The sequence below is a fragment of the Streptomyces sp. NPDC048560 genome (assembly GCF_040650955.1).
Classification (GTDB): domain Bacteria; phylum Actinomycetota; class Actinomycetes; order Streptomycetales; family Streptomycetaceae; genus Streptomyces.
The window spans coordinates 377,192-390,527 of sequence record NZ_JBEZIJ010000010.1; the positions used below are offsets into that span (position 1 = coordinate 377,192).

Consider the following 13,336-nt stretch of genomic DNA (forward strand, 5'->3'; position numbering starts at 1 on the left):
GGTCGCGCCGGGCGACGACCCCGGCGCACTGGCGGTCGGGGCGACGCGCGGGCGGGCGGCCCACCGGCGGGGGAGGCCGGAACTGCCGTCCGGACCCGCACGTTGATCCACTGGAACGCCCGCAATCACCACCCCGACGCCAGGACGGCAGACATGCTCCTCACCGCAGACGACAGGCTCCTGTTCATCGGTGACTCCATCACCGACGCCGGCCGCGACTACACGGATTCCACCTCGCTCGGCAACGGGTACGTCCGCGAGATCGCCCGGGCGCTCCGCTCCGGGGACGGCCCGGGCCAGAGCCCCACCGTCATCAACAAGGGCATCAATGGCGAACGTGTGTACGACCTTGAAACCCGCTGGACCACGGACGTCATCGACCAGCGGCCCACCGTGGTCACGGTCAAGATCGGAATCAACGACACCTGGCGGCGGTACGACGGCGGCATCCTCAGCCCGGTCGACGAGTTCGAGAGCTGTTTGGACCGCATCCTCTCCCGCACCACCCGGGACCTGGCCGCGCGGCTGCTCGTCATCACGCCCTTCCTCCTCCCGGTCACACCGGACCAGGAGACCTGGCACGAGGACCTCTCACCCCGCACCGAGGCCGTGCTGCGCACAGCGCGGTCCCACGGCGCGGAGGTGGTCCGGGCCGACGTGCTCCTGCCCCGCGCCGCGGAGGAATTCGGCCGGGCGGCACTCGCCCCGGACGGAGTCCACCCGAGCCCGCAGGGCCACGAACTGCTCGCCGAGGCCTGGCTCGCCAAGGCCGAATCGGCTGTTCCCAGGCGCTGAGGGCCGCTCCCGGGCCCGTTCCCGACGCGGTACCTGATCTCGTTCGACGACGGCGCGATGACCTTCCCCGAGGAGGACCGAGGAGGACCTGTCCGAGAAGAACGAGGCCGCCCACCGCGTGGTGCGGGAGGCTCAGGACGCCGCTGTGTGGGCGCCGACCCTAGGATGCCCCGTATGGCTCACTTCGACGAGGTCAGGAAGACGTTCTGGGACAGGGACCCTCACGGGGCCCAGCCGCCGCTGACCGACGCGATCGTCCGTGAGGCCGAGGACCTGCTCGGTGTTCGGCTGCCGTCCTCGTTGCTGGAGATCCTGCGCGTCCGGAACGGGGGCGGGGTGGCGTCTCGGTGGAACGCGTTTCCGACCGGGGTGCCGACCTCGTGGAGCGCGGACCACGTTCCGCTCGACGAGATGATGGGCATCGGCAGGCTGGAGAGCCGGACGTCGCTGCTGGACACGCCCTACCTGGTCGAGGAGTGGGGACTGCCGTCCCCGCTCGTGCTGCTCTCCGGTGACGGGCACTGCTGGATCGCGCTCGACTACCGGCTCCGCGGCCGGCACGCCGAGCCGTCGGTGACGTGGTTCGAGACGGACCTCGAAACGGAACTTGCCCTGGCCCCGGACTTCACTGCCTTCGTGGAGCGGCTCACCTGCGCCGAAGAGGCGGACTCCGGGACACCGGGCGCCACCTGAGGGCTGTACCGCGATTCCGGCGGGCGCGCGACGACCGCTGCGGCACCTCGCCGCGTCGCCGGAACGCCGACCACATCCGGTGTGCGGACACCCTCCGCCTCGCGATCCACCGCATCCGACGCCGCGCGCCGCTCCACCAGGGACTACGGGACAGCCCTCGGGCCACCATCCGACGCATCGCATCACCGAGCCGGGGTACTGGCTTGCTGGACGGGACAGGAGTGGCAGGTGAGTTTCTTATGTCAGAGCCTGGAAGTGCAGTCGTCCAGCGCGGGAGGTGCGGTGACCGTTCCAGATGCCGATGCGGGGATCGTCGATGATCTTCCGTGGCCGGGAAGGATCGTGCGCCTGCCCGGGGTGTACGGCCCGCAGGCGGACAGCCTGCTGCTGGCTGCCGCGATGCGCCGTGAGGGCATCCGGTCCGGGATGGAGGTCCTGGACCTCTGCACCGGCAGCGGGCTCCTGGCGCTCCATGCCGCCAGGCTGGGCGCCCGCGTCACCGCGGTCGACATCAGCCGCCGCGCCGTCGCGTCGGCCCGGCTGAACGCCGTGCTCACCCGGATGCCGGTCTCCGTGCACCGAGGCGATCTGCTGACCGGATTGCGGGGCCGTACGTTCGACGCGGTCGTCAGCAACCCCCCGTACGTACCCGCGCCGAGCGTGTCGCCGCCGCGGTGGGGCGCCAGGCGCGCCTGGGACGCCGGACTCGACGGGCGGATCGTCGTGAACCGGATCTGCGACGAAGCCCCGGCCGCGCTGCGACCCGACGGGCTGATACTGATCGTGCACTCGGCCCTCAGCGCACCCGAGGAGACCGTGCGGCGGCTTTCACGGGCCGGGATGGAGGCGTCAGTCAGCGACCGGCTGTCCATCCCCTTCGGGCCGGTGACCCGCGGGCGGCTCGCGTGGCTGCGCGCCCGGGGTCTGCTGCCGAGCCACATGGACCAGGAGGAGCTGGTGGTGATCCGTGCACGGAAGCACTGAACCTCCGCGTCGTGTCGTGGTCGAACAGGACGGACCGGTCCTCGTCGAGGGCCCGGTCGAAGTGACGAAGGCCGACGGCGAGGTCGTCAGGTCCGAGCGCTTCGTCGTGGCGATCTGCACCTGCCGCCGCAGCCGGATCTACCCCTGGTGCGACACGAGCCACCGTCGCCGGGAACCCGCAGAGGAAGGTGAGGACACCGCATCGTGACACCGTTTCCCGTAGCCCGCTTCGACCGGACCGAACCGGAGCCGAAGCTCCCCGAACCGCGAGGAGATCTCTCCGAGCGGGTCCTCGCCACGCTGGCCGGGCGGCCGGGTGCGTCGCTGCCGTCCGACCGCGAAGTGGAGCGCGCCGGCCCGTACGGTGACGATCTGCACCTCCTGCTGTACGTCCTCTACGAGCTCCACTACCGAGGCTTCGCGGGAGTGGACGAGGCCCTGGAATGGGACCCCGCGCTGCTGACGGTGCGCGCCGCCGCCGAACGTGTCTTCCTGCACGTGCTCCGCGAGGACGCCCCGGGCGGAGAGGACGTCACACGGACCGTGGACGCCCTGCTCCTGGAGCCCGCCAGGGACGACGGGCACAGCGTCAGCCACCACCTCCAGCGAGAGGGCACGCTCGAACAGCTCCGTGAGTACGCGGCGCTGCGCTCGCTCTACCACCTGAAGGAGGCGGACCCGCACCTGTGGGTGGTCCCGAGGCTCCGGGGCCGGGCCAAAGCGGCCATGATCGCCGTGGAGTTCGACGAGTTCGGAGCCGGCCGCGCCGAGAACATCCACGCTCAGCTGTTCGCCGATCTGATGGCGGACCTCGCACTGGACACGACGTACGGCGGCTACCTCGACGCCGCCCCGGCCGAGGCCCTGGCGACCGTGAACCTGATGTCCCTGTTCGGACTGCACAGGCGTCTGCGAGGGGCGCTCGTCGGGCATTTCGCCGCCGTGGAGATCACCTCGTCCCCGGGTTCCAGGCGGCTGGCGAAGGCCCTGCGCCGCACCGGAGCAGGGCCCGCCGCCCAGCGTTTCTACGACGAGCACGTGGAAGCCGACGCGGTCCACGAACAGGTCGTCCGCCGGGATGTGATCGGGGGACTGCTGGAGGACGAACCGGGGCTCGCACCGGACATCGTTCTCGGCATCGAGGCCACCGGACTGCTGGAGGAGCGGCTGGCCGCGCATCTTCTGGCGAGCTGGCGCGGTGGTCGTACGGCCCTGCGTAGGGCCCTCCCCGCCCGCTGACCCCAGCCGCCCCCGCCGCGCCGGTGCGTACGGCGTCAGGTCTGCCGCTCGGCCGCGCGGCCGCCCGGCCCCAGCAGGCCGGTGGGGGAGAACTCCGAACGCGTCAGTTCCTGCCGCGCGTACCGGACGATCAGCCCGGGCAGGACCGCGCGCACCGCCTGGACGCCACGCATCCACCGGGGTGCGTAGACGGTGGGCGAGCGCCGTTCGACGGCGGTCACCAGGGCCTCGGCCACATACCGGGCAGAATGGACCTTCCGGGCGGGCGGGGGCAGGTGGGCGCGCAGCTCACGCAGCACCGGGTGCTGGTCGGCGTCCCGGATCATCTCCGTGTCGGTCCAGTTGAGGTAGGCCGTGCCCACACCGACGCCGCGGGGGTCGAGTTCCGCGCGCAGTGAATGGGCGAACGACTCCACGCCGGCCTTCGAGGCGCAGTAGGCGCTCATCAACGGCGCCGCCCCGATCGAGGCGAGGGACGCGACCTGGAGGTAGTAGCCGCGGGTGTCGAGGAGTTGGGGGAGGAACGAACGCGCCGTCACCGCGCTCCCCACGAGGTTGACCTCGATCACACGGCGCCAGGTCACAGGGTCGGAGTCGACGAAGGGACCGCCCTCGGCGACCCCGGCGTTGGCCACGACCACCGACGCGTCGCCCAGGAGGCGGCGTACCTCTTCGGCGGCCTCGGCCATCGCCGCGTCGTCCGTCACGTCGACATGCCGGTACAGCGTCTCGGTGGGAAGCGTGGCGGCCACGGCGGCGAGCGCCTCCTCCTCCAGACCGAGCAGGGCGACCCGGGCCCCGCGTGCCGCCAGCTCGCCGGCCACGGCCGCTCCCACACCGCGTGCGGCGCCGGTCACCACGGCGGTCCGGCCCTTCAGGACGTGCCGTCCGGCGGTCATCGGAACTCCTCGCTGTCGAGCGGGCGGCCGGTCGAGCGACCGGCCGGCCGGGGCGGACCGCCTGTGCGTTCCGACCTCTCGGCCCGGCCCCCGACCCATGGTTTCAGCGGTCCCGGCCGCGCGCACTCCAGGCGTCAGGGCGCCGCATACGGCGCGCCCGTGAGCAGACGTGCGAGATGCGTCGCGTTCACGGCGACGGTACGGGTCGTCCTGGCGACCGCGTCCGGCCTCTCGTCCAGATCCTTGAGTCGGTGCCGTGCATGGGGGAGTCTCCGTCGGCCGGACGGGTGATGCCGGCCCTTGGGTCCCGCAACAGCGGGATCCCTCCCCGGGGCATCCTAGAATTCGACCTTCTCCGCCGTCCGGATGACGGCGCCCATGTTGCGCTCCATCATGCGCAGAGCGGCCTCGGCGAGATCCTTGTGGATATGGGCCACCGCGTCGTCCGGAACACTCACCCGGATATGGCGGATATGTGCGTCGAGAGCGGAATACAGGACGCACTGCTCGGTGACCTGACCGCAGAGAACGACGTGATCCACGCGCAACTGCGAAAGGAGATAGCCGAGCGGCGTTTCGTAGAAGATCGAATGCCGGGCCTTCACGACGAACAGGGAGTTCTCGTCCGGCAGGACGGGTTCGACCAGCTCCGCGTTCGCCCCCGCCAGCGTCGTTTCGATGATTTCGCCGTGGTGGGACCGCCACTCGCCGAAGTTGTCATTGACGTAGATGACGGGAACACCTTCCGCGCGAGCGCGTTCGATAACGCGGACGAGGTGCGGCAGTGCGGCGCGAACGGACGGGATCAGGCGTTCCGCGTCCGGGTGATCGTAAGTGTTGATCATGTCGATGACGATGAGAGCACTCATTCCCATCCTTCCATGCTCCCACCGCGTCCTGCGGCTTTCCCTTCGTCTCCTGCCCCGCTCCGCATGTTTCACGGAAGGCCTCAGGGGAACCCGGCACGCGTCCGTAGCGGAGGAGAAACGGCGAATCAGCGTGGAAAGTGAGCTGCACCATGCGCGCACTGACCTATCAGGGAAAGCGGGATGTCCGGGTCGAGACCGTGCCCGACCCCCGGATCCAGGACCCGACCGACGTCATCGTCAAAATCACCTCCACCGGAATCTGCGGCTCGGACCTCCATCTCTACGAGGTGCTCGGGCCCTATCTCGATCCCGGTGACATCCTCGGCCACGAGCCGATGGGGGTGGTGGAGGAGGTGGGGCCGGACGTCACCGCCGTCGCCCCGGGGGACAGGGTCGTCATCCCGTTCAACATCTCGTGCGGCCACTGCTTCATGTGCTCCCAGGGACTGCACTCCCAGTGCGAGACCAGCCAGGTGCGCAAGTACGGCATGGGTGCGTCGCTCTTCGGCTACACCAAGCTGTACGGCCAGGTGCCGGGCGGACAGGCCGAGTTCCTCCGCGTCCCCTTCGGCAACAGCCTGCCGGTCAAGGTTCCGCACGGCCCGCCGGACGACCGCTTCGTCTACCTCTCGGACGTACTGCCCACCGCGTGGCAGGCCGTCGAGTACGCCGACGTCCCGCCCGGAGGTTCGCTCACCGTGCTCGGGCTCGGCCCGATCGGCGCCATGGCCGCGCGGATCGCCCTGCACCGCGGCGCGGAACTGGTCGTGGGCGTGGACCTCGTGCCCGACCGGCTGAACCGGGCGAGCGAGTACGGCGTCAAGTGCCTCGACCTGCGCAGGCACGGCAAGCACCTCGGCGACGCCGTCCGGGACCTCACCGACGGGCGGGGCACCGACGCGGTGATCGACGCCGTCGGCATGGAGGCGCACGGCGCGCCCGTCGCCAAGGCGGCGCACGCGGCCGTCGGAATGCTGCCCGACGCCGTCGCGACACGACTGATGGAGACGGTCGGCGTGGACCGGCTCGCCGCGCTGCACACGGCGATCGACGTGGTGCGCAGGGGCGGCACGGTATCCGTCTCCGGTGTGTACGGCGGCGCCGCCGACCCGATGCCCCTGCTGACCATGTTCGACAAGCAGATCCAGTTCCGCATGGGGCAGGCCAACGTCTGGCGCTGGGTGGACGACCTCCTGCCGATGCTGGTCGACGGCGACCCGCTGGGTGTGGACACCTTCGCCACGCACCACCTGCCGCTGGAGCAGGGCCCGCAGGCGTACGAGACCTTCCAGAAGAAGGCCGACGGCATGATCAAGACGCTTCTCCTGCCCTGACCGCGGCGCGACGCCCGCAGGTGCTGACCGGCGCGACGCCCCGCAGGTGCTGACCGCCGGGCGTCCGCCGTGACCGGGCGCGCACCCCTCGCCTCAGTCGTCGAACACGTCGAACACGTCCATGTCCATCGGTTCCAGGGGCCGGACCGCCGGACCCTGCAGTACCGCTCCGTCGACCCCGAAGCGCGAGCCGTGACAGGGGCACTCCCACGACGTCTCGGCCTCGTTGAAGGCCACCAGGCATCCGAGATGCGTACAACGGGCGGACACGGCATGGGTCGTGCCGTCCTGGTCGCGGTAGACGGCACGGCGGCGGCCGTTGACGCGTACCACCGCGCCCGTTCCCGGGCGGATGGCGTCGACCGTGTCGACGTGGGTGACCTTCAGGCGGTCACCGGCGAAGTGCTTCGCCACCTCCGCCTGCATACCGAGCAGCGAGGGGGCCTCACGCAGCGCGCTCCCCAGCCGCCGGGGGTCGTAGAGGCCGGCCCACGGCAGCTCGTCGCCCGTTCCGGCGACGAGCGCGCTCAGGAGGCGGCCGGAGAGGACGCCGCCGGTCATCCCCCAGCCGCCGAAGCCGGTGGCGACGTAGGTGTGGCGGGCGCCGATGTGGAATGGGCCGACGAGCGGCACCGTGTCGCTCGGATCGTTGTCCTGCGCGGCCCACCGGTAGGCGGTGGGACCCACAGGGAAGCGTGAGTGCATCCAGCCGTCCAGGCGGAGGAACGCCTCGCGCGCGTCACCGGTGCCCGGTGTGAAGCTCTCCCCGGTGACGATCAGGAGCCGCTGCCCGTTACCCAGGGGGGCGGTGCGGACGGAACGCTTCCCCTCGTCCTCCGTCATGTAGATGCCCTTGGGTGCCCGGTCCGCGTCGATGGGCGCGGCCACCACCAGTTCCCGGCGCGGCGAGAGACGGGCGAACAGCATCGCCCGGTCGAAGACCGGATAGTGCGTGGCGACGACCACGTCCCGCGCGGTCACCGACGATCCGGACTCCGTGGTCACCCGGCACGGCGTGCCCTCACTCAGCCCGGTGACCCGGCTCCGTTCGAAGACGAGACCGCCACGCCCCAGCAGGTCGTCCGCGAGCGCCAGCAGGTACTTGCGCGGGTGGAACTGGATCTGGTCGTCCAGCCTGACCGCCCCGGCGACCTCGAAGGGGAGCTCGGTGCCGGTGACGTACGACGCAGGCAGCCCCGCCTCGACCGCGGCCTCGGCCTCCGCCTCGATCGCGGACCGGGAGGCGTCCTCGGCCGCGTACGAGTAGGCGCTCACCCGTTCCAGGTCGCAGTCGATCCCCAGCTCCCGGACGATCTCCGCCACCCGCTCCACCGCGTCCTGCTGCGACAGCGCGTACAGACGGGCGGCGTCGGCGCCGTGCGTACGGCGCAGCCCGTCGTACACGAGGGAGTGCAGGGCGGAGACCTTGGCGGTGGTGTAGCCGGTGACTCCCGAGGCGATGCGGTCGGCCTCCACCACAGCGACCTGCCGGCCCGTCCGGGCCAGTTCCCACGCCGTGCTCAGGCCCGCGATCCCGCCGCCCACCACGACCACGTCCACCTCGATGTCCTCGGTGAGTGGTGGGTGCACGGGATGACCGGTGGTGGCCATCCAGAAGGATTCGTCCTGTCCGGGAAGTCTGCTCGGATGCGTCATGGCGTGCTCTCCCAGATCGTTGACGGGTCGGGCCGGCGAACCATGCGTGTGCCCGGCGCCGTCGCAGGCACACTCCGTGGTTTCCGCCCGATTTCAGGTTATTTCCCCCGGTGTCTGGTTACCCGACGGGAAACGCCCGAGCCGGCGGGGGAGCCGCAGCGAAAGGGGCTGCGGGGACGTCGGCCCGGCAACAACAGTGAGTGAGCGATCCATGGCCACCGACCCGTCCCCCGGCAAGCGCATCGTGGTCACGGGAGCCACCGGCAACGTCGGAACCAGCGTGGTCACCGCGCTGTCCGAGGACCCGGAGGTCGGCTCCGTCCTCGGCCTGGCGCGCAGACGGCCGAAGTTCTGGACCGAGGGTGTGCAGTGGGAGACCGTCGACGTCTCCAAGCCCGAGAGCGCCGGTCCGCTGGAGACGCTGATGCGCGGCGCGGACGCGGTCGTCCACCTCGCCTGGCGGTTCCAGCCGACGCACGACCCCGTCGTCACCTGGCAGAGCAACGTGCTCGGTTCCATCCGCGTCTTCGACGCGGCGGCCGAGGCGGGAGTCCCCGCCCTGGTGCACGCCTCCTCGGTGGGCGCCTACTCGCCGGGCCCGAAGGAGGAACCCGGGGTCGACGAGCACTGGCCCACCCACGGCTGGCCGGACGCGGCCTACTGCCGGGAGAAGGCCTACGTGGAGCGCGTACTGGACATCTTCGAGCTGCGCCACCCGCACATGAGAGTGGTCAGGATGCGGCCCGGTTTCCTCTTCAAGGAGACCTCGGCCAGCGAACAGCGCCGCATCTTCGCCGGCCGGTACGTCCCCGGCGGCCTTCTCAGGCCCGACCTCCTGCCCTTCGTGCCCGATCTGGACGGCCTGCGCTTCCAGGTCCTGCACACCGACGACGCCGCTGAGGCGTACCGGCTCGCCGTCCTCCAGGACGTGCGCGGAGCCTTCAACCTGGCGGCCGACTCGGTGACCGATACCCAGCAGCTGGCCGACCTCTTCGACGCCCGTGTCGTCCGCGTCCCCCGGGCGGTGGTGCGGACCGCGCTCGCGGCCGCGTGGCAGGCGCACGCCGTACCGGCGTCCCCGCATCTCTTCGACGCCGTGCTGCGGCTTCCGGTCATGGACTGCACCAGGGCGCACGAGGTGCTGGGCTGGCGGCCCGCCCACACCGCGGCCGAGGCGTTGAGCGCTTTCCTGCGCGGCGTGCGTCAGGGAGCGGGTGAGGACACGGCGCCGCTGGCCGGCGCGCGGGTGGGATGAGGGACGGGCCGGGGCGAACGCGGTGACGCGACCGAAGAGGAGCAGCGATGGACACGGCGAAAGTGGCGTACAAGCCGGTGGGTCTGATCTTCGGTTCCATGAGCGGGCTGGTGGCCGGCGCCCTGTTCAAGACCGTGTGGAAGCACGTGAAGAGCGAGGAGGACGCGCCGGACGCGACCGACGAGAGCCGGAAGTGGCGAGAGATCCTGCTGGCGGCGGCGATCCAGGGCGCCATCTTCGCCGCGGTCAAGGCAGCCGCCGACCGGGGTGGCGCGACGGTCGTCCGCCGTCTCACGGGGAGCTGGCCGGGCTGAGCCGAGGATGCGGCGGGAGGCCCGTGGCGGAGCCGCCACGGGCCTCCCGGCACACGTACGCGCCTCCGGGGGCGGTCTACGGGAGGCAGAGGCAGAAGGGATGTCCCGCCGGGTCCGCGTACACCCGGAACCGGCGCTCGCCTCCCTGGTCGTCCAGATCCAGCGGTGTCGCCCCGAGGGCGAGCACCTCCTCCTGGGCCCGGTCGATGTCCGTCACGTCGAGGTCCAGGTGTGCCTGCTGGGAGTTGCGGTCGCCGCGCGGCCACTCCGGCGGCCTGTGGTCGGGCACCCGCTGGAACGCGATCCGGGTACCGCCGGGAACATACAGGTCGTACCAGTCGTCGTACTTCTTGACCTCGCCGCCCAGCACCGCCCGGTAGAAACCGGCGAGCGCCGGAGGATCGGGGCAGTCGAGAGCGACAAGGGCGTAGGTGGCGATGGGCATGTCCGTCCTTCCGGAACGAGGGGATCAGTTGGTCAGGGGCTCTCGCCGTCCGCGCATGGGCGGACGGCGGATACGGCGTCGGCATCTCCGCCGCATGGCTGATGGTCCGCCGGCATGACGGACGCCTTCCCGGCCGGCTCAAGGTCAACCACGGTCAGGGCGGACCGGTCACGGCAGAGGCGTTCCGCCGGTCGCGTTCATGATCTCGCCGGTGATGAACGACGCGTTCGCCGAGGCGAGGAAGACGTAGGCGGGCGCCATCTCCGCCGGTTGCGCCGGGCGGCCCAGCGGGCTCTGCTTCCCGAACTTCGTCGTGTCGGGCATCGTCGCCGGGATGAGGGGTGTCCAGACGGGCCCCGGCGCCACCGCGTTGACGCGGATGCCGGAGGAGGCCAGCATCTGCGCGAGCCCCTGCGTGAAGGTGACGATCGCGCCCTTGGTCATGGCGTAGTCGAGCAGGTGCGGACTGGGTTTGTACGCCTGGACGGAAGTGGTGTTGATGATCGAACCACCGGCCCGGATGTGGGGCAGGGCCATCTTGCAGAGCCAGAACATCCCGTACAGGTTGGTGCGCACCACACGGTCGAACTGATCGGTCGAGATGGCCGCGATGCCCTCCGGCTGCGACATCTGGTACGCCGCGTTGTTCACCAGGACGTCGATGCGTCCGAGCTCCGACAGGGCCCGCTCGATCAACGAGCGGCACTGTTTCTCGTCCCTGATGTCGCAGGCGACGGGCACGGCCTTGCGGCCCGCCTGTTCCACCAGCCGCGCGGTCTCCCGGGCGTCGTTCTCCTCGGCCGGGAGATACGTGAACAGCACGTCGGCCCCTTCCCGCGCGAAGGCGAGGGCGACGGCGCGGCCGATTCCCGAGTCACCCCCGGTGACCACCGTCCTGCGGTCGAGCAGGAGCTCATGGCCCTCGTACGAGTCCTCGCCGTGGTCCGGTGGCGGGTCCATGGGCCCGGTCCAGCCCGGGTGCTCCTGGTCCTGCTGCGGGAACTCGGGCCGAGGGTGCTTCTGCGTCGGGTCCTGTGGCTGTTCGCTGTCGGTCATGACGATGTCCTTCTCCCTCGTGGCCGGTGGTGCGCGCGTGGCACGCCGCCCGGGTTCCCAGGAGACGGCGGAGCAACCCCCCGCTCGAAGGGCGGGCGCCCGGCACCGGGCGCCACGCGTAGCGTCATGAGCGCCATGGATGTCTCCGCGGTGGGGGAGGGGATCAGGCGGAGGTGATCTCGCCCGACCGGCCGCGCCGGGCGAGCAGTCGTTGGGCGTTTGTCAGCGCGGCGGCGGTGCCCCGGGTGCCACGGATCGCGGCCCGTGCCGCATTGGCGCCGGGGGCGCCGTGGACCCCGCCGCCCGGATGCGCGGAGGCCGAGGCCAGGTAGAGACCCTTCACCGGTGTCTCGGGCCTGCCCGTCCCGGGCAGCGGACGGAACACCAGCTGCTGGTGCAGCGCGGCCGTGCCGCCGTTGATGGCCCCGTCACGCAGGTTGCCGTCCGCGTTCTGGAGGTCCGGCGGCGTGAGCACGCGCCGTGCGCGGACCCGGTCGCGGAACCCGGGGGCGTACCGCTCGACCTGCTGTTCCACCCGGTCCGCCATGATCTCCCGCTCCCGGGCGTCCCACCTTCCCGTCAGGCCGTCCGGCCCGGCGTCGGCCTTCACCCGCCGGGGCACGTGCGTGTACGCCCACGCCGACTCCGTGCCCAGCGGTGAGCGGGTGGCGTCCGCCGTGGTCATCTGACCCACCAGGAGGAACGGGCGGTCGGGAACGAGGCACCGGGCGATCTGCGCGGCGAACCGGGTCAGCTCGTCCACGCCGTCGGCCAGATGCACGGTGCCCGCCGTCGCCGCGTCCGGGCAGCTCCACGGAACCGGCCCGTCGAGCGCCCAGTCGACCTTGAAGGTGGCGAAGTCCCACTGGAACCGACGCAGATCGTCGAGGACCCGTGACGGCAGATGCTCCGGGGCGACCAGCTCTCCGTACAGGGCGGGGGCCGACACATCGGCCAGTACGGCCTTGCGTACGGGAATGGCCTCCCGGGCAGCCGTGCGGACGCCCACGGCACGCCCCCGCTCCACGACGATCTCGGTCACCCGCTGCCCGCACCGGACGGTTCCGCCGCGTCCCTTCAGGCGCCGTACGAGGGCGGCGGTCAGCGCGCCCGCCCCGCCGACCGGAACGGGGAAGCCGAAGAACTGCCCCAGCATGGACATCAGCCAGCCGTAGCCCCCACTGCCGGCGGCTTCGGGAGCCAGGTCGGCATGCAGCGCGTTGCCCGCGAGCAGGAGCCGGCCGCCGTCACCGGCGAACTCCTCCTCGCCGAGCCGGCGTACCGGCAGGATCAGACTGCGGGCCAGTCTCAGCCCGCCCACCCCCCGGAGACGTGCTGCCAGCACGGCGGTGGAACGGACCGGCGGAAACGGCGAGAAGAGGGCGTTGAGCACGTCGGCGCCCAGCCGGTCCCAGATGTGGCAGAGGTCCAGCCAGCTCTGCCCGTCGCCGGGTGCGAAGCCTTCGAGGCCGGCCGCGGTCACCGCCCGGTCGCGGTCCAGTACGGCGCACCTGCCGTCCAGCAGCGGGTGGGCGAGCACCCTCGGGGCATGGGTCCAGCGCAGTCCCTCCCGGCCCAGGTCCAGCCGTGCCAGGACGGGGGACGCGGCGGCCAGGGGGTAGAAGGAGCTGAACACGTCGTTGACGTAGCCGGGGTGGACGCCCTGGTCGCTGCGTACGGCCCCGCCCGGCTCGCTCTCGGCCTCCAGCACCTCGACCCCCCAGCCCGCGTCGGCCAGCAGGTTGGCCGCGACCAGACCGTTGGGCCCGCTTCCGATCACCACCGCGTCGACCATCG

General features: G+C 71.4%; 14 protein-coding genes. 8 read left to right on the top strand and 6 right to left on the bottom strand.

Annotated elements, in window-relative coordinates; genetic code table 11:
• Positions 1 to 153 precede the first annotated feature (153 nt).
• The 5 genes from AB0C82_RS26975 to AB0C82_RS26995 all read left to right on the top strand — a co-directional run bounded on the left by AB0C82_RS26975 (position 154) and on the right by AB0C82_RS26995 (position 3,711).
• Positions 154 to 795: an SGNH/GDSL hydrolase family protein gene (locus AB0C82_RS26975; protein ID WP_362846598.1), complete on the top strand. Its 642-nt coding sequence runs from the start codon at positions 154 to 156 to the stop codon at positions 793 to 795.
• A gap of 174 nt (positions 796 to 969) precedes the next feature.
• Positions 970 to 1,488 (top strand): SMI1/KNR4 family protein, encoded by a 519-nt coding sequence (locus AB0C82_RS26980; RefSeq protein ID WP_362846600.1) that lies wholly within the window; start codon positions 970 to 972, stop codon positions 1,486 to 1,488.
• 282 nt (positions 1,489 to 1,770) lie between these two features.
• Positions 1,771 to 2,472 carry a HemK2/MTQ2 family protein methyltransferase gene (locus AB0C82_RS26985; protein ID WP_362846602.1) on the top strand — a complete coding sequence of 234 codons (702 nt, stop codon included), beginning with the start codon at positions 1,771 to 1,773 and terminating at the stop codon, positions 2,470 to 2,472.
• A complete protein-coding gene (locus AB0C82_RS26990) occupies positions 2,456 to 2,680 on the top strand; it encodes a CDGSH iron-sulfur domain-containing protein (protein ID WP_362846604.1) in 225 nt (74 codons plus the stop codon). Before AB0C82_RS26985 ends, AB0C82_RS26990 begins: the two co-directional genes overlap by 17 nt.
• Positions 2,677 to 3,711 carry an iron-containing redox enzyme family protein gene (locus AB0C82_RS26995; protein WP_362846606.1) on the top strand — a complete coding sequence of 345 codons (1,035 nt, stop codon included), beginning with the start codon at positions 2,677 to 2,679 and terminating at the stop codon, positions 3,709 to 3,711. Before AB0C82_RS26990 ends, AB0C82_RS26995 begins: the two co-directional genes overlap by 4 nt.
• Positions 3,712 to 3,746: 35 nt before the next feature.
• Here the strand turns inward: AB0C82_RS26995 and AB0C82_RS27000 are convergent, their stop codons facing one another.
• Positions 3,747 to 4,610 carry a short-chain dehydrogenase/reductase gene (locus AB0C82_RS27000; RefSeq protein WP_362846608.1) on the bottom strand — a complete coding sequence of 288 codons (864 nt, stop codon included), beginning with the start codon at positions 4,608 to 4,610 and terminating at the stop codon, positions 3,747 to 3,749.
• A 338-nt stretch (positions 4,611 to 4,948) separates the two neighbouring features.
• The gene (locus AB0C82_RS27005; RefSeq protein ID WP_362846610.1) at positions 4,949 to 5,485 is read right to left on the bottom strand and encodes an isochorismatase family cysteine hydrolase; all 537 of its coding nucleotides are present in this window, start codon (positions 5,483 to 5,485) and stop codon (positions 4,949 to 4,951) included.
• Positions 5,486 to 5,628: 143 nt separating this feature from the next.
• Here AB0C82_RS27005 and AB0C82_RS27010 point away from each other — a divergent pair, with 143 nt between their 5' ends.
• Positions 5,629 to 6,813, top strand: a complete 1,185-nt coding sequence (locus tag AB0C82_RS27010; protein WP_362846612.1) for an alcohol dehydrogenase catalytic domain-containing protein — start codon at positions 5,629 to 5,631, stop codon at positions 6,811 to 6,813.
• Positions 6,814 to 6,906: 93 nt separating this feature from the next.
• Here AB0C82_RS27010 and AB0C82_RS27015 read toward each other — a convergent pair whose 3' ends face one another.
• Positions 6,907 to 8,469: an FAD-dependent oxidoreductase gene (locus AB0C82_RS27015; RefSeq protein WP_362846614.1), complete on the bottom strand. Its 1,563-nt coding sequence runs from the start codon at positions 8,467 to 8,469 to the stop codon at positions 6,907 to 6,909.
• A 211-nt stretch (positions 8,470 to 8,680) separates the two neighbouring features.
• Between AB0C82_RS27015 and AB0C82_RS27020 the strand changes: the two genes are divergently transcribed.
• Complete coding sequence (locus AB0C82_RS27020) at positions 8,681 to 9,724, top strand: NAD-dependent epimerase/dehydratase family protein (protein ID WP_362846616.1); 1,044 nt, start codon at positions 8,681 to 8,683, stop codon at positions 9,722 to 9,724.
• 47 nt (positions 9,725 to 9,771) lie between these two features.
• The gene (locus AB0C82_RS27025) at positions 9,772 to 10,038 is read left to right on the top strand and encodes a DUF4235 domain-containing protein (RefSeq protein ID WP_362846618.1); all 267 of its coding nucleotides are present in this window, start codon (positions 9,772 to 9,774) and stop codon (positions 10,036 to 10,038) included.
• A 76-nt stretch (positions 10,039 to 10,114) separates the two neighbouring features.
• On the opposite strand, the gene AB0C82_RS27030 is transcribed toward AB0C82_RS27025, so the two are convergent.
• From AB0C82_RS27030 to AB0C82_RS27040, 3 genes are all read right to left on the bottom strand, one after another.
• Positions 10,115 to 10,483, bottom strand: a complete 369-nt coding sequence (locus tag AB0C82_RS27030; protein ID WP_362846620.1) for a VOC family protein — start codon at positions 10,481 to 10,483, stop codon at positions 10,115 to 10,117.
• Positions 10,484 to 10,651: 168 nt separating this feature from the next.
• Positions 10,652 to 11,539, bottom strand: coding sequence for an SDR family oxidoreductase (locus tag AB0C82_RS27035; protein ID WP_362846622.1), 888 nt, complete (start codon positions 11,537 to 11,539; stop codon positions 10,652 to 10,654).
• Positions 11,540 to 11,702: 163 nt separating this feature from the next.
• The gene (locus AB0C82_RS27040; RefSeq protein ID WP_362846624.1) at positions 11,703 to 13,334 is read right to left on the bottom strand and encodes an NAD(P)/FAD-dependent oxidoreductase; all 1,632 of its coding nucleotides are present in this window, start codon (positions 13,332 to 13,334) and stop codon (positions 11,703 to 11,705) included.
• Positions 13,335 to 13,336 lie beyond the last annotated feature (2 nt).